This window comes from Pantoea rwandensis, from assembly GCF_002095475.1.
Classification (GTDB): domain Bacteria; phylum Pseudomonadota; class Gammaproteobacteria; order Enterobacterales; family Enterobacteriaceae; genus Pantoea; species Pantoea rwandensis.
On record NZ_MLFR01000008.1, the window covers coordinates 1 to 22,468 of the forward strand.

19 protein-coding genes, 1 tRNA gene and 1 pseudogene are annotated in these 22,468 nt (G+C 52.7%); 11 read left to right on the forward strand and 10 right to left on the reverse strand.

Going from position 1 to position 22,468, the window contains the following annotated elements; genetic code table 11:
- Positions 1–151: 151 nt before the first annotated feature.
- Positions 152–239, reverse strand: a tRNA-Ser gene (locus tag HA51_RS10075).
- Positions 240–482: 243 nt separating this feature from the next.
- Here HA51_RS10075 and phoA point away from each other — a divergent pair.
- Entirely contained in the window at positions 483–1,889 is a 1,407-nt protein-coding gene (gene phoA / locus HA51_RS10080; RefSeq protein WP_084934391.1) for an alkaline phosphatase, read from the forward strand.
- A gap of 74 nt (positions 1,890–1,963) precedes the next feature.
- Here phoA and HA51_RS10085 read toward each other — a convergent pair whose 3' ends face one another.
- Positions 1,964–3,136 (reverse strand): YbfB/YjiJ family MFS transporter, encoded by a 1,173-nt coding sequence (locus HA51_RS10085; RefSeq protein ID WP_139810666.1) that lies wholly within the window; start codon positions 3,134–3,136, stop codon positions 1,964–1,966.
- 122 nt (positions 3,137–3,258) lie between these two features.
- On the opposite strand from HA51_RS10085, the gene HA51_RS10090 reads away from it, so the two are divergent.
- Complete coding sequence (locus HA51_RS10090) at positions 3,259–4,032, forward strand: helix-turn-helix transcriptional regulator (protein WP_084934393.1); 774 nt, start codon at positions 3,259–3,261, stop codon at positions 4,030–4,032.
- A gap of 4 nt (positions 4,033–4,036) precedes the next feature.
- Here HA51_RS10090 and gap read toward each other — a convergent pair whose 3' ends face one another.
- From gap to HA51_RS10105, 3 genes and pseudogenes are all read right to left on the reverse strand, one after another.
- Positions 4,037–5,047 (reverse strand): type I glyceraldehyde-3-phosphate dehydrogenase, encoded by a 1,011-nt coding sequence (gene gap / locus HA51_RS10095; protein WP_084934394.1) that lies wholly within the window; start codon positions 5,045–5,047, stop codon positions 4,037–4,039.
- Between the two features lie 78 nt (positions 5,048–5,125).
- Positions 5,126–6,104: pseudogene (locus HA51_RS10100) on the reverse strand (GlxA family transcriptional regulator).
- Between the two features lie 68 nt (positions 6,105–6,172).
- Positions 6,173–7,411: an acyl-CoA dehydrogenase family protein gene (locus HA51_RS10105; RefSeq protein WP_084934395.1), complete on the reverse strand. Its 1,239-nt coding sequence runs from the start codon at positions 7,409–7,411 to the stop codon at positions 6,173–6,175.
- Positions 7,412–7,720: 309 nt separating this feature from the next.
- Between HA51_RS10105 and HA51_RS10110 the strand changes: the two genes are divergently transcribed.
- The 8 genes from HA51_RS10110 to HA51_RS10140 all read left to right on the forward strand — a co-directional run bounded on the left by HA51_RS10110 (position 7,721) and on the right by HA51_RS10140 (position 15,868).
- On the forward strand, positions 7,721–9,328 hold the full coding sequence (locus tag HA51_RS10110; RefSeq protein ID WP_084934396.1) for an ABC transporter substrate-binding protein: 1,608 nt from the start codon (positions 7,721–7,723) through the stop codon (positions 9,326–9,328).
- Positions 9,325–10,317 carry an ABC transporter permease gene (locus HA51_RS10115; RefSeq protein ID WP_084934397.1) on the forward strand — a complete coding sequence of 331 codons (993 nt, stop codon included), beginning with the start codon at positions 9,325–9,327 and terminating at the stop codon, positions 10,315–10,317. The genes HA51_RS10110 and HA51_RS10115 overlap by 4 nt, the downstream gene beginning before the upstream one ends.
- Positions 10,314–11,198 (forward strand): ABC transporter permease, encoded by an 885-nt coding sequence (locus tag HA51_RS10120; protein WP_084934398.1) that lies wholly within the window; start codon positions 10,314–10,316, stop codon positions 11,196–11,198. Before HA51_RS10115 ends, HA51_RS10120 begins: the two co-directional genes overlap by 4 nt.
- Positions 11,195–11,371, forward strand: a complete 177-nt coding sequence (locus HA51_RS27675) for an ATP-binding cassette domain-containing protein (RefSeq protein WP_281253431.1) — start codon at positions 11,195–11,197, stop codon at positions 11,369–11,371. Before HA51_RS10120 ends, HA51_RS27675 begins: the two co-directional genes overlap by 4 nt.
- Positions 11,359–12,825 (forward strand): dipeptide ABC transporter ATP-binding protein, encoded by a 1,467-nt coding sequence (locus tag HA51_RS27680; RefSeq protein ID WP_281253432.1) that lies wholly within the window; start codon positions 11,359–11,361, stop codon positions 12,823–12,825. The genes HA51_RS27675 and HA51_RS27680 overlap by 13 nt, the downstream gene beginning before the upstream one ends.
- A gap of 17 nt (positions 12,826–12,842) precedes the next feature.
- On the forward strand, positions 12,843–14,222 hold the full coding sequence (locus HA51_RS10130; RefSeq protein ID WP_084934399.1) for an NtaA/DmoA family FMN-dependent monooxygenase: 1,380 nt from the start codon (positions 12,843–12,845) through the stop codon (positions 14,220–14,222).
- A gap of 108 nt (positions 14,223–14,330) precedes the next feature.
- Entirely contained in the window at positions 14,331–15,143 is an 813-nt protein-coding gene (locus tag HA51_RS10135; protein WP_084934520.1) for a DUF817 domain-containing protein, read from the forward strand.
- 62 nt (positions 15,144–15,205) lie between these two features.
- Positions 15,206–15,868 (forward strand): LysE family translocator, encoded by a 663-nt coding sequence (locus tag HA51_RS10140; protein ID WP_084934400.1) that lies wholly within the window; start codon positions 15,206–15,208, stop codon positions 15,866–15,868.
- A gap of 511 nt (positions 15,869–16,379) precedes the next feature.
- Here the strand turns inward: HA51_RS10140 and HA51_RS10150 are convergent.
- From HA51_RS10150 to pth, 3 genes are all read right to left on the reverse strand, one after another.
- The gene (locus tag HA51_RS10150) at positions 16,380–17,081 is read right to left on the reverse strand and encodes a hypothetical protein (protein WP_139810664.1); all 702 of its coding nucleotides are present in this window, start codon (positions 17,079–17,081) and stop codon (positions 16,380–16,382) included.
- A 634-nt stretch (positions 17,082–17,715) separates the two neighbouring features.
- Positions 17,716–18,807, reverse strand: a complete 1,092-nt coding sequence (ychF, locus tag HA51_RS10155) for a redox-regulated ATPase YchF (RefSeq protein ID WP_084934402.1) — start codon at positions 18,805–18,807, stop codon at positions 17,716–17,718.
- Positions 18,808–18,918: 111 nt separating this feature from the next.
- Entirely contained in the window at positions 18,919–19,506 is a 588-nt protein-coding gene (gene pth, locus HA51_RS10160; protein ID WP_084934403.1) for an aminoacyl-tRNA hydrolase, read from the reverse strand.
- A 259-nt stretch (positions 19,507–19,765) separates the two neighbouring features.
- Between pth and ychH the strand changes: the two genes are divergently transcribed.
- Positions 19,766–20,041 carry a stress-induced protein YchH gene (gene ychH / locus HA51_RS10165; protein ID WP_084934404.1) on the forward strand — a complete coding sequence of 92 codons (276 nt, stop codon included), beginning with the start codon at positions 19,766–19,768 and terminating at the stop codon, positions 20,039–20,041.
- Here ychH and HA51_RS10170 read toward each other — a convergent pair.
- Both HA51_RS10170 and prs read right to left on the reverse strand, forming a co-directional pair.
- Entirely contained in the window at positions 20,038–21,213 is a 1,176-nt protein-coding gene (locus tag HA51_RS10170; protein ID WP_084934405.1) for a GGDEF domain-containing protein, read from the reverse strand. The two genes, ychH and HA51_RS10170, sit on opposite strands and share 4 nt — an antisense overlap.
- A 227-nt stretch (positions 21,214–21,440) precedes the next feature.
- Complete coding sequence (gene prs, locus HA51_RS10175) at positions 21,441–22,388, reverse strand: ribose-phosphate diphosphokinase (protein WP_013509507.1); 948 nt, start codon at positions 22,386–22,388, stop codon at positions 21,441–21,443.
- Between the last annotated feature and the right edge of the window lie 80 nt (positions 22,389–22,468).

Here is a 22,468-nt window from a genome sequence, read left to right on the forward strand (position 1 = left end):
CAGACTGCGTTATCGCCTGTACCGGCCACCACAGAGCGGCACCAGTCTGCGTTATCACCTAATCCTTAGCTGACAGGCATTATATCTTCTGGCTTGGTTTAGCAACGGGCAAAAAAAGCCTGAACTTTCGTTCAGGCTCTTCTTCAAAATATGGCGGTGAGAGAGGGGTTCGAACCCTCGATACGTTGCCGTATACACACTTTCCAGGCGTGCTCCTTCAGCCACTCGGACACCTCACCAAATTTTTTGCTAACCGCACTGGGTCAACGGGGCGCTACTATAGGGAGTTACCTGAAAACGGTCAAGCCCTATTTTCTCCTTTTGTTCTATCCGCTTAAGCTCTGTGCAGCTTGCTGCATCTCTCACCGAACTGCCTGTTCTGTCATCAAATTAACCCCTCCCTGCCACAAAACTGTCACCAGACTGTCGCAGACTTGTCTGCGGAAACATTTGGTTATATTTACTGATAAGGATGCTGATAAATGAAACACATACCTCTTTTCACGGTTTCTCTGCTGGCTTCATTAATTGCAACGTCAGCAGTGGCAGATGATGCCACTTACACGCGTGCCGCGACTGGTGACATCACCGAACACGGTGGAGCACGCCGTTTGAGTAGCGATCAGACTGATGCGCTAAAAGCTTCTTTGATTAATACCACGGCCAAAAACGTTATCTTGTTGATCGGCGACGGCATGGGGGATTCAGAAATCACCGCCGCACGTAATCAGGCAATGGGCGCTGGTGGCTTTTTCCCCGGTCTTGATGCGCTGCCTCTTACCGGTCAGTACACCCACTATTCTCTGGACAAGAAAACCCACAAGCCAAACTACGTAACGGATTCAGCAGCGTCTGCCACCGCATGGGCCACTGGCACCAAATCTTACAACGGTGCGATTGGCGTCGATGTCAACGGCAAAGACCAAGTCACGATACTTGAACTGGCAAAAGCGGCCGGTAAAGCGACAGGCAATGTCTCAACGGCAGAACTGCAAGATGCGACACCTGCCGCATTAATGGCGCATGTCACCTCACGTAAATGCTATGGGCCGGAAAAAACCAGCGAACTTTGCCCAACCAATGCGCTGGAGCAGGGTGGTAAAGGCTCGATCAGCGAGCAGATGCTGAAAACGCGCCCTGATGTGACGTTGGGCGGCGGGGCGAAGTCCTTCGGTGAAAGCGCCAAAGCAGGTGAGTATCAAGGTAAAACCCTGCGCGAGCAGGCTCAGGCGCTGGGCTTCCAGCTGGTCGATAACCTGGATGGTATGAATGCCATCCAACAGGCCGACCAAAGCAAACCGGTATTGGGTCTGTTCTCAGACGGCAATATGCCCGTACGCTGGCAAGGGCCGAAAGCCAGTTATCACGGCAATATCGACAAGCCTGTAGTGACCTGTGAAGTGAATAAGGATCGCCCGGCATCCGCACCGACTTTGGCACAGATGACCAAAAAGGCGCTCGATCTGCTCAGCACCAATGAAAAAGGTTTCTTCTTGCAGGTGGAAGGAGCTTCTATCGACAAACAGGACCATGCGGCCAACCCGTGCGGTCAGATCGGTGAAACCGTGGATTTGGATGAAGCGGTGCAGCAGGCGCTGGCCTTTGCTCGTGAACATGGCGATACCCTGGTCGTCGTCACGGCTGACCACGCCCACAGCAGCCAGATCATTGAGAATGGCAGTAAAGCGCCGGGACTCACTCAGGCAGTGAATACCAAAGATGGTGCCGTGATGACCATCAGCTACGGTAACTCTGAAGATGATTCGCAAGGTCATACCGGCACGCAGATTCGCATTGCAGCTTATGGTCCGCATGCGGCTAATGTTGTTGGCCTGACTGACCAAACCGATCTGTTCTTCACGCTGAAGGACGCTATGGGTATTCAGTAATCAAGTATGAGATACAGCACAGAGCCCGCTATTTATGGTGGGCTCTGTGTCATGTGCATTCAGCGCAGCCAACATTAACGGGAGCGAATGCCGAAATAAATCACGCTACCGCCTACCACTAACCCTGCCGCAGCCAACAACAGCGCCGGTTGCAGGGAACCCAGAAAATGTACGCTCAGCGAGGACATCAAAGGTCCAATCAGCTGCCCGGTCGCATAACCGGAGGTCAGCAGTGCCACGGTTTTAGCCAGATTTCCCTGGCTCACTTCTCGTGCCATTTTCATGGAAAGCTGCATGATCGACAGAAATGCCAACCCGGTGATCACGGTGGAAATCAACAAACCTTGGGCATTCGGCATCAGCACCACTGTCGCGACCCCCAACCCCTGCACCAGTAAGGTCAGTGCAAGGCTGATACGCGTATTCAACCGCGCCGCAAAAGCGATCACCAACAGCACGCCAGCCACAGCTGAAAGTCCAAACAGCGGCCAGAAGAACGCGGCAAGTTGTCCTTGGGCAAAGAGGCTGTGCGCCATCTGTGACAAGAAAGTCGCCGGTAGAATGTAGCCAAATCCTGCCAGGGTGTAGGCAGCCAATAAGCACTTAAGATCGCGACTGACAGGTTCGGATTGTTGGGTTTGCTGACGCGTAGGCAAACTTTGGGGCAACGCTTTCCACACCAGCAGAGCACCAGCGAAGGCGACTAAACCGTAAACTAACCACGCCTGATTGGCATGGAAGTGGGTCTCGGACATCAACCACGCCAGTATGCCGGTCAACGTAATGCCAATGCCGGGGCCGCTAAACACCGCTGCGGACATGCGTGGTGCCTGATGACTGGCTAAGACCATCTGTGTCCAGGAGGTCACAATAATCAGTGCCCATGCGCCGCCAATACCCGCGATAAAGCGGAACAGGCACTGCAGAGCAAAAGCATTGGTGAAGCCAGACAGTAGCGTGACCAGCGCGGTCGCCAGCAAACCGACTTTAAGATAGCGCGCATGCTGTGTACGAATGCGACTCACATGCAGGGCACCAAACAAATAACCGATGTAGTTCATGGCTGCCAGTACGCCCGCACTGGATAAACTCAGGTGTCCATCCGCAATCATCAGCGGAATTTGTGGCGTGAGTGAGAAGCGTCCCATGCCCATGACCACGATGAGGGTGATCATCCCGGTCAGCATGGTGACGACACTGACTTTTTTCTCCCCGGCCACAGGCTGGCCCGGTGCGATCTGTTGCATTGACATACTTTTGCTAATCTCCGATAAGATGCCGTAATCTTGTCGACGATAGTAATCGTCAATCAGTCAGTGAAAAATAGGGTGGTTTATCCTATGACTGTAGGTCATACCCAGGAGCCGCAATGTCGCGCAATCAGGACGTAAAAAATTTCCTCACTCAGCAGCGGGCAAGGGTTGATCCACAACAGCATGGATTCAGTCCTCAGAACCGCAGAGTGCCGGGCTTACGCCGCGAAGAGGTGGCGCAGCTGGCGGCGGTCAGCGTCAGTTGGTATACGTGGCTGGAACAAGGCCGGGAAATCAATATCTCACTGGCGGCTATCCAGCGCATCGGTAAAGTGCTGCAGCTTTCACATACGGAGCAGGCTTACCTTGAAGCATTGATTTTTGGTAATGCGCATAGCGAAGCCAGCCGAGCTGAACTGTCAATGGAAGTGAAGGCGATGGTGGATGCGCTAAACCCCCATCCGGCTTTTGTTCGCCGCGCCAACATGGATATTCTTTACTGGAACCGCGCTGCGCAATCACTGATTGTCGACTGGGCCGCGATGCCGCAGGAGGATCGCAACTCGCTCAAGCTGATGTTCGTTAGCGATGACTATCGCCAGCGTATTCACGGTTGGGAAGAGGCCGCACGTCACACCTTATCCGCCTTCCGTGCTAACTATGCGGCCAGCAATCAGGCGCAAGAATTTGAAGTGGTGGTACAGGATTTGCTGGCGCGCAGTGAGGATTTTCGCAACATGTGGCATGTGCCGGATGTCAGCAAAATGGGCGCAGGCAATAAGACGATTATTGATGTGGACGGTAAGGTGAATAGCTTCACCTACACCTCATTACAGGTGGATAATGCGCCAGGCATCTATCTGATTTTCTACCTGGCGCGTGAAGGCTAACCGATTACAAACCGCGCTGTGCCATCAGGCGAGCTAAATCCACCAGTCGATTAGAGAAGCCCCATTCGTTGTCATACCAGGCAAGAATTTTCACTAAATTACCGCCAATCACCAGGGTAGAAAGCCCATCGATGATCGATGAACGAGGGTCGCCCTGATAATCACTGGAAACCAGTGGTTCATCGCTGTAACCGAGGATGCCTTTCAGCGGGCCTTCTGCTGCGGCGGCTTTAAAGGCGTTATTAACTTCCTCCGCAGTGACATCACGTTTAAGCGTCACGGTTAAATCGACAATCGACACCACCGGCACCGGTACGCGCAGGGAATAGCCGGTCAAACGTCCATCCAACTCAGGGATAACACGTCCCAACGCTTTAGCCGCACCGCTGGAGTAGGGCACAATCGACAGCGCCGCCGCGCGCGCACCGCGCAGATCTTTCTCTGGCTGATCGTGCAGCACTTGGCTGTTAGTGTAGGCATGTGTCGTGTTCATCAGACCATGCTCAATACCAAAGGCCTGATGAAGAACCTGTGCGGCCGGGGCTAAGCCGTTGGTGGTGCAGCTACCGTTGCTCACGACGAAATGCTGTTGAGGGTCGTAGCGCTGATCGTTCACGCCCAACACTATCGTCAGGTCATCATTTTTACCCGGCGCAGAGATAATGACGCGTTTCGCGCCACCGCTGGTGATATGCACCGCTGCTTTGTCACGCTCAGTGAAGAATCCGGTGGCTTCGATGACAATATCGACACCCACCTCGCTCCAGCGAATATTGGCCGGATCTCGTTCGCTGAACACGCGTACGGGCTTGCCATCAATGCGCAGTTCACCTTCACCCGCTTCCACCTCTGCAGGCAGTCGACCAAGCAGAGAGTCGTGTTTCAGCAAATGCGCCAGCGTTTTGCTATCCGTGAGATCGTTGATTGCGACAATTTCAATATCATCGCTGCCTAATGCGGCGCGGAATACGTTACGTCCGATACGGCCAAAACCGTTAATGCCTACCTTGATCATCTTTGACTCCTTATACGAAGTGGTTGCAGTCAATGTAGGCCGATCGCGGTATGGCGTAAACGACAAAAAAGGATCACTTTACGCCATTTTTCGACAGTGAAAGCGCTGGCGATATTCGCCGGGGGTGAGGTGAAGCTGGCGCTCAAAGCTGCGGCGCAGATTAATGCTGCTGCCAAAACCGGTTTCAGCTGCAATACGTTCCAGCGTGTCGCGACTCTGCTCTAACCGCTCACGTGCGGCGGCCAGGCGTGCCTCCGCCACAAAACGCGCGGGCGGTGCACCGGTTTCGCGGGTAAAGACGCGCGTGAAGTTTCTGGGGCTCGATCGCGGCGCGTTCCGCCAACTTCTCAATGGACAAATCTTCGGCAAGGTTGGCGCGGACCCAGCTCTGTAGCGTACTAATAGGGTCAGATGAGGCGGGCGGTAACGGATAGCGACTGAACTGCATCTGACCACCGGGGCGTCGCAGATACATCACCATATCCTGTGCGATATCGCGCGCCACGCTAAAACCAAAATCCTCTTCAACCAATGCCAGCGTGAGGTCAAAGCCCGAGCTGACACCGCCTGATGTCCAAATCGGGCCATCCTGAATGTACAGTGGGCCGCCTTCAACCTGAACGAGCGGGAAGCGTGTTTGCAGCGTATCCAGCAAACGCCAGTGTGAGGTGGCGCGGCGTCCATCCAGCAAGCCAGCTTCAGCCAGCAGGATTGCGGCACCACAAACTGACACCACGCGACGCGCTTGAGGTGCCGCCAGCTTGATGAAATCCACCACCATGTTGCCTTCTTCGACACTGTCACCACGCCCGGTGATCATGATGGTGTCCCAGGCCTGGCGGGGATCGAGCTCGGCGAGCTTGAGGTCGGCCAGCAGGTTCAGTCCTGATTGGCCATGGATAACCTGATGTGACTGGGTAGTGGCGATACTGACGCGATAGCGCGGTTGGTCAATGCCCACCGGCAGGTGCAGATTGGCGTGCATCAGGATATCGGCGATGCCGGCAGCTTCGAACAGCATGCCGCCGTCGGGTACGATGACGAGAAAGTTTTTCATGGCTTAAATAAGACACTTTAACGGATTAAGCCAAAGTGTCTCATGGCGTGGCGGCCTAAGGCGAGGGTTTATTTTTCTGGTGGCGTATCGGCTACTCCAATGCGCCATTGTTCCGGCGGTAAAGTGCCATTCACGGCGAAATCACCGACGATACGATCTTTGTAAATGCGGGGATTATGCGATGAGAGTGTCCGGGCATTGCGCCAGAAACGATCCAGTGCCAGTGGTTTCAACGTAGCGGAAGCCCCTAAAGCATCAAAGAGTGTCGTACTGGCATTGAGCAGTAAGTCAGTGACCACATTGAGTGATTGTGAGACTTCCAACTCCGCTATCGCCACGCTTTGGGTTTTCTGTTGTTCATCATCCTGTTGCTGTGCTTCAAAGGCGCGCTTGAGGGCTTGCGCGGCATGTTGCACAATGGCGCCGCTGGTATAAGCCGCACTGCGCAAGCGTCCGACTACCTGAAGGATTTGCGCATCATCCGCTGCCCGTGTGGCATTACCATTGCTGTAAGTACGGGTGCGCGCAGCTACTAACGCAGCGACTTCACCACTTTGCGCACGGCCGATACCGGCAAGCGTGGCCAAATGGATTAACTGATAAAACGCCGGTGAATAACCAAAATGCGCGTCTTCGCTGATATCGGTGTGCTGAATCTCAACGTTTTCAAATATCGCGGTACCACTGGCGGTCAGTGTTTGCCCAAAACCATTCCAGTCATCCAGTACGGTGACGCCCGGCGCAGTGCGGGACACCGTCACCGATACGCCTTTATGGTTCTCATCGGTTAAACCGATATTGATCCAATCGGAGTAGAGCGAGCCGGTGGTATAAAATTTTTTGCCATCTAACCGCCAGCTATCGCCGCTACGTTTGATTTGGGTAGAAAATACCGACTGGCGCGCCTCGCCGGTTTCACTCCAGGCCGGGCCGACAATTTCACCCCGCGCAATGCGAGTGAACCACTGCTGCTGAAATGCTGGATCGCGGTTGCTCAGCACATTTTCGATAAAGCCGAAATGGCCGCGTAGGGATTGCACCAGATTGGAATCCGCCTCGCCGAGTTCAATTAGCAACGTGAATAACTCAGACAGTGTGGCTCCAGCACCACCGGCACTTTGCGGCAGCCGCAGGGCAGTAAAGCCACTCTGCTTGAGCCATTCAATCTCTTCTAAGGGGGGCTCGCGGCGCAACTCGCGCGCAATGGCACCCGCGCGAATGTTGGCAAACAGGGGGCGAAACTTTTCTGCGAGTTGTTCATATTTTGCTGACGGGGGCGAACCCCATCCTGATTCGATCTGCGACATTGCTTAGCCTCCACTCAAAAAAGACGATGATGTTAAGGCACTATGCATTTTCATCTTGCCGACTTTTAATGTTTATTTCTGCTAAGCATATTTATTGATGATCTAATCATTTGCATTTCCATTATCTGGAACAGGAAATTAATTTTTCATATTAATTGCCATTAATGATATTTGGTTTTGTATTTTTCTGTGTTTTATTCAGATCGATTCCAATAAAGCTATCTATTCAATTTCCAGATAACGTTAAATGTGGCCGAGTTACGCCGCATTAAACTGTTGCACTGGTTTTTTAAGGGAAGTCTTAATTAAATGATGCGAAATTCAGTTCGTCACTTAGTGATTCCCCTGTTCACCGTTTTAACTGGCGTGATGTCGCAATCGGCTGCACAGGCAGCGACACCTGAATACAGTGATGGCACGCTGGTTTATCTTCATGAACAGGAGCCCCCTTGCTTGTGGGGCGGCTGGGTGCAACAGGCTTATTTAGCCCGCCAGGTATTTGATTATCTCGTCAGTTACGATGACGGAAAAATACGCCCGTGGCTGGCCACCAGTTGGAGTGAATCACCCGATCGAAAAACCATTACGTTCCATTTACGTCATGATGTGAAGTTCACTGATGGCGATGTATTTAACGCCGACGCGGTTATTAAAAACTATCCCGCATGGCAAAAAGGCATTGGTTGGCACGGCTTCACTTATATGACCGGGTTCACTAAGGTTGATGAATATACAGTGGCACTGCATTTATCAGAGCCGAACCCGGAAATATATAATGTGTTGGCAAATGGTCATTATGGATTTCAGTCTCCCGACTCGCTGGCGCATAACAGTAGTGAAGAAAAATGTTTGCGCCCCGTAGGTACTGGGCCGTGGAAAGTGGCTCGCTGGGTGAGGGGGGAAGGTATTAGTTTTGTGCGTAATGATGATTATCAATGGGCGCAACCCAATGCACACCATAACGGTCCCGCCTATATCAAACATCTGGAATGGAAATTTGTCCCCGACGCGACGACCCGATGGGGAGCCTTAGTCAGCGGAGGAGCCGATGTTATTTACCAGCCGCCATCAGCGCAGTGGAGAACATTGCAGCGCGACTATCAAACGCTCTCCTATGTCGCCACAGGTCGGCCACAGGCGTTCTCTTTCAATGTACAACGTGCACCCTTCAATGATGTGCGCGTGCGTCAGGCATTTGCCTATGCCCTTGATCGCCAGCAAATCGTCAAAACAGTGTTCAAAGGGGCAGTGCCTTATGAAGGTAATGGCTCACTGAGCAAAACCACGCCGCTCTATTTAAATGTTGACGATCGCTATGTGCTCAATCTCTCTAAAGCAAACCAGTTACTGGATGCAGCAGGATGGACAGGGCGCGATGCGGCGGGTTATCGCACCAAGTCGGGTAAAACGCTGGAAGCGCGTCTGCCCTTTATTCAGGCGATTATCGATCAGGAAGGGGCACTGATGCTGCAAGCGGTGCAGGATCAGGTCAAACGTGTGGGCATCAAGTTAGAGCTCATCCCGCTCACGCAGACGGAAGGCTTTGCGGGTGCGCGCTCCCGCCCAGATGACAAGGAAATTAGCTTTGGTTATTGGGTATGGCCATCGCCCAACATCCTCGACATTGTTTACAACCATTCCCTCAATGGCGCTTTCAACGGCAATAACACCACCTTCTTTAATAACCCTGAGGTCGAAGCACAGATTCTTGATGCGCAGCGTGACCCAGATCCACAACGTCGTCTGCAGAAGTTTGCTGTTTTGCAGAAGTGGTTTGACGACCAAGCGATTGCCATCGGCGGGTACAACTTCACCTATAACGTGGCAATTGCCCATAACGTCCGAGGACTTTGGCAGGACCAAGGCAACGGATTACTCAACTTTAACGATGCTTACTTTGTGCAGGAGAAGCCATGAGTGACGTTATCTCTGCGGATCGCAGGTTGGGAGTGAACCCATCGCGTTCCTTATCGAGACGGGTCTCGGTTCGTTTGGCGGCGGTGTTGTTTGTGCTGTGGGGCACCATCACCGTGACCTTTCTGGTGCTCTCGGTATTGCCCGGCGACCGGGCCACCATTCTACTCAACATTACTTCTGGGCAAGTGATTGAACGCACGCCAGAAGAGCTTGCACCCATTAATGCTCAATACGGTTTTGATCAACCGATAGCGCAACAGTACCTCAATTACTTCTGGCAACTGTTGCAGGGCAAATTGGGCTATTCCTTTGAACTGCAACGGCCTGTGACGCACATCATCGCTGAACAACTGTTGCCGACCTTCACCCTCGCGATTACTGCGTTGCTACTGGCGTGGTTGATTGCCATCCCTTGGACGTTACTCACAGCAGGACGCAGCAATAAGCTTGGAGCACTGGGATCCGCCGTGGAGACTCTCCTGGCGGGCCTACCCCAATATTGGATTGGCATCCTGCTGCTTATCGTGTTTGCCATCGGCCTGCGCTGGTTCCCCGTGGTGGGGGGAGTAACACTGTGGGGCACGGTCTTGCCTGCCATCACTTTAGCGATCCCTTTGGCCGGGTTTATCGGTCATGCCATTCGCGGTGAATTTGAGCGCAGTATGCAGCAGCCTTTTGTGTTATCGGCTCGTGCCCGTGGCATGAGCCTCGCGGGTGTGCGGCTGCGCCATGTATTGCGCCATGCCTTGATTCCAGCCATCACCTTGAGCGGATGGGCGATTGGCAATCTGTTGTCCGGGGCGGTGCTGGTTGAAGCGGTGTTTGCCAGGCCGGGGTTGGGCAATGTGTTAGTCAATGCCGTCAGCAACAAGGATTTTGCCCTGGTGTCTGGCATCGTCATTCTGATCAGTTCCCTGTACATCATTATCAATCTGGTGGTCGATCTGATTTACCTGATCGTCGATCCCCGTCTGCGAGGTCGAGTATGACGACGCATCTTTCCGATTATGCTGGCTTGAAAGCCAGAGGTTCCTTGTGGCACCAGCTGCGATATTTTACCGGCGTGCTGCCAGGGTCCGTTGTGCTGGCGGGCATTGTTGCGCTGTTCTTTATTGTGGCAGCCGTTACTCCCGGGCTGCTTGCCACCCATGACCCGTTTACCACGGATCTCACGCACGCACTGCAAGCACCGTCACTCGCTCACTGGCTCGGCACCGATGATATTGGCCGCGACCTCTACAGCCGAATTATTTGGGGCACACGGCAATCTTTGCTGATTGGTATTGGGGCAATGGCGATCGCGCTGCTCGGCGCGGTGGTGTTGGGCTTTAGCGCTGCGTTGGGGCCACGCTGGTTGGCGGAACCGATAAATCGTCTGCTTGAGATCTTGCTGGCATTCCCCACTTTACTGTTGGCATTGCTGTTCGTGGCGCTGTTAGGACCTTCTGCCAGCAGCCTGCTGCTCTCGGTGGGCATTGGTACCGCACCTGGCTATGCGCGGTTGGTGCGTGCGCAGGCGTTGCAGGTACGCCAGTCAGGATACGTTGAGGCCGCCCACGCGCTGGGACATCCATGGCATCGATTGTTCTTGCAACATATCGCACCAAATGTGTTTCGCCCGCTGTTTTCGCTGGTGGCTTTAGGCATTGGTCAATCTGTGGTGTGGGCATCCGGTCTGTCGTTTCTGGGGCTAGGGGTCGTCCCGCCTTCGCCGGAGTGGGGCGCCTTGCTCGAAGCCGGAAAAATAAACGTCACGGTGGCCTGGTGGCTCGAAGTCCTGCCGGGTATTGCGATAGTGCTGGTAGCGCTCTCCTTTACCCAGTTAGGGCGCTATATCCAGCAGCGAGCAGAGGGAGAGCATCGCGCATGACAAACAACGTGATAGAGGTCAATGGGCTCAATATTTGGGTCGACGGTGATATAACGCCTCCAAGGCATATTGTGAAGAATGTGAGTTTTAGCCTACAGCGTGGGCAGTGTCTGGCTTTGGTGGGTGAATCGGGATCGGGCAAAAGTGTCACCGCACGGGCGTGGTTGGCTTAGCCGGCGAGCGGCTGAAGGTCGAGGCCGATGCAATGGCATTGCAGGGCGAATCCTTGCTGGGGCGCAGCGACGCGTGGTGGCAACAGGTGCGCGGCAGTAAGGTCGGCTTTATTTTGCAAGATGCCTTGGTATCACTCGATCCACTTCGCCCGGTCGGCCAGGAGATCGCTGAAGTATTATCGCTGCATGGTTGGGGCACACCAGCCAGCCGACAGCATAAAGTGCATGCTCTATTAGAAGAGGTTGGTGTACCAAATGCAGCATTTCGCGCCTCTCAGCGGCCAGGTGAACTTTCGGGTGGCTTGCGTCAGCGAGCGTTAATCGCATCGGCTATTGCGATGCATCCAGAGGTGATCATTGCGGATGAGCCGACTACGGCTCTGGATGTCACGGTTCAGGCACAAGTTCTAGACGTGCTCCGTCAGATGCTGGACCGCGGTACCAGCGTGATTCTGATTAGTCATGACCTGGCGGTGGTGGCAAAAATTGCCGATCACATTTTGGTGATGCAGGGCGGCAGCATTGTGGAGTCTGGCGCTGCACGGCAAGTGCTGCAACAGCCGCAACACGCCTATACCCAAGGTTTGATTAACGCCATACCCAGCGAGCACACCAAAGGGCAACGCTTATCCAGCATCGCGCCAGTACAGATTTCACCGACGCGGGTAGTAGAAACTTCGGTTGATGAAGTGCTGCTAGAAGCACGGCACATCACTAAGCGTTTTCGCGGGCAGTCGGCAGTGGCTGACGTGTCATTCCAGCTAAAACGGGGTGAAACACTGGGTATTGTCGGTGAATCGGGTTCGGGCAAGACCACGCTCTCGCGTATTGCACTGGCACTGGAATCACCCGATAGCGGAGAAGTTCTGTATCGCGGCAATGCCTGGAGCCATGCCTCTGCCCAACAACAGAGGAAGGTCCGACGCCAAATCGCGGTGGTGTATCAAGATCCTTTGTCCTCCTTTGACCCGCGCTGGCGCGTGTCTGACATTTTGTTAGATGCTATCGCGCTGGATACCCATCCCGTGACGCAAACCCCGCGAGAACGGGCCATCAGCTTGTTGCAGTCAGTCGGACTGACTGCCGAACATTTGCATCAATGGCCTGCGCGCATGTCAGGCGGGCAGCGCCAGCGCGTGGCGATTGCCCGCGCCATTGCCACGCACCCGCAAATCATTGTGTTGGATGAAGCCGTCTCCGCGTTGGATGTCACCATTCAGGCGCAAATCCTGGACCTACTCAGTGATTTACAGGCGCAGTTGGGCGTGAGTTACCTGTTTATTTCACACGACCTGGGCGTTATCCATCATATGAGCGACCGCGTTTTAGTGATGCAGAACGGCATCGCGGTTGAGCAGGGCAACGCCGATGACGTCTTCTATCGCCCAAGTCACCCCTATACCCAGCAACTACTTGCCTCGCTGCCCCGACTGGGCACAGCGGAAACTGCCTGATCGCTAACGGAGAAAATATGTCACGTGAACTGATTTATAACGGTTTTTTGCATTTAACGCCTAACCATCACAGCCATGGCTACTGGCGTACTCCTGAAGGCCAGGTTCAGTACGGATACAACCAGCTTGATGCTTACGTCAATACGGTGAAAACCCTGGAAAAGGGCTTGTTTGATACGTTGTTTATTGCCGATGTCGTGGGGGTTTACGACATTGAATATGGCGATGGCAAAACCACGATTCGGGCCGGGACGCAATTCCCAGAACCCGATCCCATCACCATCCTTTCCGCGCTGGGCTTGGTGACGGAGCATTTGGGGCTGGTGGTCACCAGCAATGTGATCCAATCGCATCCTTTCTCGTTTGCTCGCCAGATATCTTCACTGGATGAGTTCACACGCGGGCGTATTGGGTGGAACATTGTGACCTCCTATCTCTCGAATGGCTTCCGTAATTATGGTTTTGACGAAATCGTGCCTCATGATGATCGCTATGAATGGGCACAGGAGTATCTGGATGTCGCTTACAAGCTGTGGGAGCTATCCTGGGAAGAGGGCGCGGTGCTGCACGATCCTGCGACTAATCGCTTTTTCGATCCCGACAAGATCCACAAAATTAACCACGTCGGTAAACGCTATCGTGTAGAGGGGCCGCATATCGTGGAACCCTCACCGCAGCGCAGTCCGGTATTCTTCCAGGCCGGAAATTCGGAGGCGGGTCGTCACTTTGCCGCCCGCAATGCGGAAGTGACGTTCTTGCCCTCACAGACACCGGAAACGGCGCGCAAAGATATCGAAATTTTGAATCGGGATGTGGTGGATTATGGCCGTCAGCCGGAAGACCTGAAAAAGTTGGTCATGCTCTCTACGGTGATTGGTTCAACAGAAGAAGAGGCAAAACGTAAGCAGCAATATCTATTCGATAACATCGATATCAATGCATTGCAGGGCTTTTACAGTGGGGGTTCGGGTATAGATCTTGCCAATATCGATCCCGATACACCACTGACAGAACTGAGTCGCCGCGAGGAATTCAGTCAGCATATGCGATCCAAATTCCGTATCGCCGTGGATGCGGATTACGGTCAAGGGCGTGTGTTGACGTGGCGCGAATACCTGATTAAACATGCCTTGCTGCCAGGCCGTTTTGCCGGTACACCGGAGCAGATCGCTGACAGGGTGCAGCAGTTCGCTGATGCGGGCGTCGATGGGTTTAACGTGGTTCCGGTGACGACGTTGGGCTGGTGGGATGAGTGGGTCGAGCACGTCGTGCCGGTGTTGCAGAAGCGTGGCCTGGCGCAGAAATCCTATCAGCAAGGCACGCTGCGCGAGAAAATTTTTGGCAAAGAGAGTCGCTTGCCGGACTCGCATCCACAAAGGAGGTTGCGCCTGAAGTAAATTCGCGCTGAAAACCCACACGATGCGTTGTGGGTTTTTGTTATGCTCAGTGCGAGGATCGTTGTTTTCATGGAGTGAAAAGTGAATAACCGTTTTGATGCATTTCTCATGCATCCTCCAGCCCTAGGCAAACAGGGTTATCAACGTTTTGGCATCGAGTTTCTGTGGTTTGGCATCAAAGAAGCGCGAGCCTGTCTGTTTGCCGGTCTGTTTTTTCTCTCGATCTTTTGCGTACCACGCGCCGGTTTATTCGGTATCGCACGCTATGACCTACTGCTTATTATCGCATTGGCTATCCAGTTCATCATGGTGGCGACCCGGTTGGAAAGTTGGGATGAGCTTAAAGCCATCACGCTGTTTCATGTGCTCGGGTTTGGGCTTGAACTGTTCAAAACCTCATCGACGATTGGATCCTGGCACTACCCGGAGGCTGCATGGAGTAAGGTCGGTGGCGTTCCGCTATTCAGTGGGTTTATGTATGCCACCGTCGGCAGTTACATCATTCAGTGTTGGCGTTTGATGGATCTTAAAATCCGCCATCACCCACCGATCATTTTTGCCGTGCTGCTGTCGTTAGCGCTGTATGCCAACTTCTTTACCCACCATTATATCGGCGACTATCGCTGGTATATCGCAGCAGTCGCACTGGGTCTCTATGCGCGCTCTGAAGTGATATTCACCCCTTATGACCGACCATTTCGCATGCCGCTGCTGGTGGCGTTTGTCCTGATTGGCTTCTTTATCTGGCTGGCAGAGAACATGGGCACTTTCTTTGGCGTGTGGCAGTACCCCAATCAGATGGGTGCCTGGGCTACAGTGCATGTAGGGAAATGGGGCGCATGGTCGCTGCTGGTGATGATGACCTTTACCATTACATTGTTCCTGAAGGATATTAAAAAGCGCGTACATATCGCGCAGTAAAAGGGGCGATACTTTTGTTATAGTCTGGCAGCCCGATTCCACCCATTTTCGACAGGTTACGTATGCCGACTCCTGAGACATTCGCCACATTTCTTTTCGCGTTAGCGCTGCTGGAACTCTCACTTGGCCCGGACATGATGATGGTGATGGCGCGAGGATTAGGGCAGGGGCGCAGAGCAGCCCTCTGTACCATGTCGGGTATGGTGTTTGTGGCGGGGATTATTCAGGTTGGCATGCTGGTGTTGGGGCTGGCGGCACTGATTCACTCTTGGCCGTTGGGATTGGATTTGTTGCGTTGGGCCGGTGCGGCTTACCTCATTTGGTTGGGCATCAAAATGCTGCGATCCAGCGCAACCGCTTCGGCACGTGCGCAGAGTCAATCCTCTATTTCTGACTGGCAAGCCGTCAAGGATGGAGCGATTAACAGTCTGACCAATCCTAAGTCGTTACTGTTTATGTTCGCTTTTCTGCCACAGTTTGTGGATCCCGCTCAGGGGCCGATTTGGCTAAAACTGCTGATTTTGGGCACGATTCAGAAGTTGACAGGCGTGATTTCGTTGGGTGCTGTCGCTATCGCGGCTGGATCGATCGGGCAGTGGATGGCGCGCCATCCGGCGGTGCTGATTTGGCAGGAGAGATTCACTGGTCTGGTGATGATTCTGTTGGGCGCACGACTGTTGCTGGTAGGGGGCAGTACTGGGACGGGAATAAAAGCCTGCTCCTGAGAAAAAAACACGGCAGATCGCAATGCCTGTCAGTTAAGCATTTGGTGATAACGCAGTCTGGTGTCGCTCAGGGGCTGGCTGTCCTCGCGCCGCTGACGCGGTACCTTCACGCCGTTCATCTACCTTTACGGACCGGTGGGGATGGAACATCCCTGTTCCAGCCCCACCTTTCGCCCGCATCCGTGCGGGCTCTCCTGGCAGACTCACTCTGTTCAGCGCTGCGAAATGCCATCCCCTGAGCGTCCCCAGCCTGCTTGCTAATATCCGTTTACGCTGTTGGAAAGGGCGCGATGGCTCAGGCGATAGCGCTTTTAATGCCACAAAGGGCACAATGTCTGAGGCCCGCACCAACATACTCAATCGTGTAATAGAAAAGGCTGCCATTCTAAGAAAATGGCAGCCTCACCGGAACAGAACCTCATCTGAAAAGCATTACGTCAGAGCGTGGTTTTTTCCAAGATTTTTTTCCACGCTAGCATGCTGAAAGCATATTAGAGATAGATAACTTAGGTTACTTTATCCAATCGTTAATGCTACGGCGGCGCACGCGCTTCTCCGGCATGATGATGGGGTGCCCTCGACTAAATATCGATGTGGACAAGCGTATCTTTTTTCCCTGAAAAATACATTTGCACAAGCCAATTATCGATTTATGCAAGGGTGGCTCAAAGTCTGATTCAAGCGGATACCCATCAGGGTAAGCACGGCGCTCGAACCAGTTGGCGACACGAGTAAACAGAAACATAAAAATTGCGAAAGAGCCGAAGGCAAACGGCAAGGAATACCAGCGAGAAATCGAATCGAAATCGTTCATGAAAATGTTTAGGCCATATTCTTTTACAATCAAGGCCCCGGCGACAAAGAATCCCGGGATCATGTTTAGTACAAAAATTAAGACCATCAGCGAAGATAAACGCTCGCTCACACTGGCTTTCACCTCAGTCGCAGTGTGATCGATTGGATGATTTTGCCCGATAATACGTCCACTTAGTTCTACATTGGTGTAGGGGTTGCCTGTGACAAACAACGGGAGTACCAGATAATCCTCGGAGTTGAGGCAATCGAAATGTATTTGAAGTTGCTGATCGGTAATCTGCTGGCAAGAACAGCGCACTTCGTCTTCAACCGTCAGAATACGGCTGCCGACAAATTTTGCATTTTCACTTACCTTCACAGTTAGAGGAGAGGTTGGTAGAAAATCGCTTTCCACCACTGGCAACGCTCCACGATTCCAGATTAATAAGCCAATGACATAGATGCCTTTTTCCTTAGAGCCATCCTCTGCTGCGATATAAAAGGGAATATCTTCGGGTAATTCCGCAACAATGCCTCGGCCAATTAGCCGGGTTTCAAGTTGACGATCCGGGCGTTTTTTTTCTGCCCCAACGTCAGGATAAGTCGTAGAAATGAACTGATCGGGGAAATTATCTCACCTAAAGACATCACCAACCTCCACTGTTGAATACTCCTCAGAGTAAGTTTAGATTTGTGCATTAATGAACTGAAGATGGTTTCAGCTATTTATAATAATTCTCCAATGATTGACCACGCAGCCCGAGCCTTTTGAACCTTGCTCATTTAATTGATTTTGGCGTTAGGTTAGGCAGCAACAGTCTAATCTTCGCTGAAGCTTTGTCCAGATTGCTGGGCAGCAAAGTAAGCTCTCACTCTCTCCACTTGCACGCCATGGTTAATCCTTCCACTCTGATGCCCATTATTCTGGCTTTAATTTTGACGGCCTCGGCGCTTCTAGGAAATTATCTGGGACATCATGCACATAAAAAATCCACGCATTTGCGTGGATTTTTGCGAGCGTAATGAGGTTAGCTAAAACCTCATAAGGCAATTTAGACGTTGAACAAGAAGTTCATCACGTCGCCATCTTTCACGATGTACTCTTTACCTTCTGAACGCATTTTTCCGGCTTCTTTCGCGCCTTGCTCACCTTTGTAAGTCACAAAGTCATCAAACGCGATGGTCTGAGCACGGATAAAGCCTTTCTCGAAGTCGGTGTGGATCTTGCCAGCCGCTTGTGGTGCGGTGGCACCCACTGGGATGGTCCACGCACGCACTTCTTTCACGCCAGCGGTGAAGTAAGTTTGCAGGTTGAGCAGAGTATAACCTGCGCGGATGACACGGTTCAGACCTGGCTCTTCCAGACCTAACTCGGCCATAAACTCGTCACGCTCTTCATCGTCCAACTCGGCGATGTCAGATTCAACTGCAGCACACACCGGCACGACAACCGAACCTTCGGCTTCGGCGATCGCGCGCACTTGATCGAGGTACGGGTTGTTTTCGAAACCGTCTTCACTCACGTTGGCGATATACATGGTCGGTTTCAACGTCAGGAAACTCAGATAGCGGATGGCTGCTTTCTCGTCAGCGTCCAAATTCAATGAACGTAACATGCCCGCTTCCGACAGGTGCGGCAGGCATTTTTCCAATGCAGCCAGCTCGGCTTTCGCATCTTTGTCGCCGCCTTTGGCTTTCTTCTGGCAACGCTGAATGGCGCGTTCACAGGTATCGAGGTCAGACAGCGCCAGCTCGGTGTTGATCACGTCAATATCTTCCGCCGGATTCACTTTGCCGGAAACGTGGATGATGTTGTCGTTTTCAAAGCAGCGCACCACGTGGCCGATAGCTTCGGTCTCACGGATGTTGGTCAGGAATTTGTTGCCCAAGCCTTCACCCTTCGACGCGCCTTCCACCAAACCAGCGATATCGACGAATTCCATGGTGGTAGGGACCACGCGCTGCGGCTTAACAATTTCGCTCAGCTGATCGAGGCGCAGATCGGGCATTGGCACCACACCGGTGTTTGGCTCGATGGTGCAGAACGGAAAGTTGGCTGCTTCGATACCCGCTTTGGTCAGCGCGTTGAACAGGGTGGATTTACCGACGTTCGGCAGGCCCACAATACCGCATTTAAATCCCATGGTCTGATTACCTTTCTCACTGAGTGTGCAGCGCTGGTAAAGAGCGCCGACAGATTCAAAAAATTTCGCGCATTATACACAGAATTGCCTTCTTCAGCGCGGGAATTGGCTTTAACTGGCCTTGAACGCGTGTAGACGATTCATGGCCTTAATTTTATCTTCTTTCAGCCAGACTTCGGTGCAACGCACGGCCTCATCAACGGCATCATCGATCAGCTTCTGCTCACTGGCAGGTGGTTTACCCAAGACAAAACCGGTGACTTTATTGCGGTCACCCGGATGGCCAATGCCAACGCGCAGACGGTGGAAATTATTGTTGTTGCCTAACTTGCTGATGATGTCTTTCAAGCCATTATGGCCGCCGTGTCCGCCGCCCTGTTTAAACTTCGCTACGCCGGGAGGCAAATCCAATTCATCATGTGCCACCAAAATCTCTTCTGGTGTGATGCGGTAAAACGTGGCCATCGCCGCGACAGCTTTGCCGCTTAGATTCATAAAGGTCCCTGGCACCAGCAGGCGCACATCCTCACCCGCCAGCGATAGGCGCGCTGTGTAGCCATAAAATTTCGGCTCTTCTTTCAACGACTGATTGTGCCTATCGGCCAGCAAATCCACATACCAGGCGCCGGCGTTATGGCGGGTAGCGGCGTACTCAGCGCCGGGATTGGCCAGCCCCACAATCAGTTTAATGCTGCTCACGATGTTTATCCTGTCTTGCTGCGGAAAGGGCGATAGTTTACTGCCTGCAAGCGGGGAAGACAAAGGGTGCTGCAGCCAGATGATGTCTCTGCGTGACTAATCAATTTCTATCGAAATCAAGATGCTGGCAGTAAAGAAATGTCAGAGATTGTGAAGGATGTGTGATCGTGCACGCATCTTAACCACAAGCCATTGCCTAAACTTATGACAAGTTAACCATACGTGCTGTTTTCTTTTTTCATAAGGATGGAGGTGAATCATGAAACGTCAAAATTGCCGCTATGTAGGTAATGGCTTGATGTGTCTGGGTTTACTGACGATGGTGCTGGGCGTCGGTTATTCCATTATTAATCAGCTGCCTTCGCTGCATTTACCGCAATTCCTCGCCCATGGCGCCATGTTTAGCATTTTTGTCGGTGCGCTTTTGTGGCTGGTAGGTGCGCGCGTTAGCGGACGTGAAAGGGTTGAAGACCGTTACTTTTGGCTGCGCCGCTATGGCGACAAACGCTGCCGTCGTGATCACACTTCACATTAAGTGAGTGCCGCTTCTTGCAATGGCTGTAGCTGCACCAGATAACGCTCGGTGCGGTTACGGCCACTGGCTTTAGCGCGATACAAGGCTTCATCCGCCAGCCCCAACAGAATCGAAAATGTCTGGTCACGGTGATTGGCGGTCGCAAAGCCAATACTCACCGTATAGCAGACGTCATTTGGCTGCGATAGTTGTGTCGCGAGTCGAATACGCTCGCACACGCGTTGTGCATCTTCGCCATTCCCCGGCAAAATCGCGGCAAACTCCTCTCCTCCCAAACGAGCAAAATGCCCTTCTGAGGGTAACAACGCTTGGACTATGTGACAAAAATCGATTAAAACGCGGTCGCCTTGCTGATGACCGTAACGATCGTTGATGCTTTTAAAATGGTCGAGGTCAAACAGCACCGCGGTGTAGATATACAGCTGAGGATTGCGTGCACTGCGTATAACCAACCTATCCGCTTGTTCGAAGAGGGCGCGACGATTCCAGACGCTGGTAAGTGGGTCATGCAGTGACGCCAGTTTGTGCGCAATCTGAGTGCGCTCGTTGACCATCGCCAAAATGGTAAACGTCAGGCCGATCACAAACAGAATCGATTCGAGGATCACATAGACCGAGAAGCTGGAGCCAGCAATGGCACCGCGAGCGGGCGTGGCAACGGCATCATCCAGAAAAATACGTGCGACGTGGAACAGCAGATGAATCCACAGCAACATCTGCGCGGGCCAAAATGTGACGGTCAACGAGACGCGCGACTGCCACAAAAGGCGGATAAGTGCGGCGGTAAATATGATGCACAGTAAACACAGCACCAACACCCGCTTCGGCTGACTGAGATAGAACTCAGGGAAAACGCAGAGGATTGCCCAAAGCAATGCGCCCGCCAACCAGCTCATTCCCAGTGGCTTATTGCAAAAAATACGGAAAGCATTGAGCAGGTTGCCATAGGCCAGCAGCATCACTATGTTGCCAACGGCAATCGGTAAAAAGTGAAAACCCGCGCTGCGCAGACTGCTGAGAAATACCGCCATTAAGGTCAGAATGAGCGCCAGAGTGGTGAACCCCAGCACGCGGTCATACTGCGCGCCAACCCAGGCGAAAACCAGAATAATGCTCAGAAACCCCAGCACATAGAGCTCGCAAACAAACAGTGTGTAAATGTCGAGAGTCATAGTGGTCGGAGTTCTCAGAAAAAAGTGTGGTGAAAAATACCACTAATCAATGGAGTGCTAAAGCGCAGCGTCACGTGTGGAATGAAAAGAGTGTAAGGCAGGGAGAATAACGGGTTTTAACGGAATTTATCGCGAAAATATCCGCGCCGAAAGCGGCTTAATCCTTAAATAGGGTGAATGACCTTAGAATAAAAAACCGGGCACCAGGCCCGGTTTCATGCAATGTATTAATGTTCGAACATTGCAGAGATGGATTCTTCGTTGCTGATACGACGAATCGCTTCGGCCAGCATGCCAGAGAGCGTCAGAGTACGCACATTTGGCAGCGCCTTCATTTCATCCGAAAGTGGGATGGTATCGCAAACGATGACTTGGTCAATCACTGACTTACGCAGGTTTTCAACCGCGTTGCCAGAGAAAATTGGGTGAGTCGCATAAGCGAATACGCGTTTCGCACCACGCTCTTTCAGCGCTTCAGCCGCTTTGCACAGCGTACCGCCGGTGTCGATCATATCGTCGACCAGTACACAGTCACGACCGGCAACGTCACCGATGATGTGCATGACCTGAGAAACGTTCGCGCGTGGGCGACGTTTGTCAATGATGGCCATGTCCGTATCGTTGAGCAGCTTAGCGATTGCACGCGCGCGGACTACACCACCAATGTCAGGAGAAACCACAATCGGATTTTCCAGGCCAATTTGCAGCATATCTTCCAGCAGGATTGGGCTTCCGAACACGTTATCTACCGGGACATCAAAGAAGCCCTGAATCTGTTCGGCGTGCAGATCAACCGTCAAAACACGGTCAACACCTACACTGGAGAGGAAATCGGCAACGACTTTGGCGGTAATCGGCACACGAGCAGAACGCACGCGGCGGTCCTGACGGGCATAGCCAAAGTAAGGGATTACAGCAGTAATACGACCAGCAGAAGCCCGACGCAACGCGTCGACCATCACAACCAGCTCCATCAGATTATCATTGGTGGGGGCACAGGTGGACTGGATGATGAAAATATCACCACCGCGTACATTTTCGTTGATTTGTACGCTTACTTCACCATCACTGAAACGGCCGACAGCAGCGTCTCCGAGGCTAGTGTAAAGGCGGTTGGCAATACGTTGTGCTAGTTCCGGGGTGGCGTTACCAGCAAAAAGCTTCATATCAGGCACGAGAGGAACCTCAGGCTTGTCGTCCAGAGAATGAACATTTCAAAAGTAACCGGCGAATACTTTTGAAGTCGTTCATACGG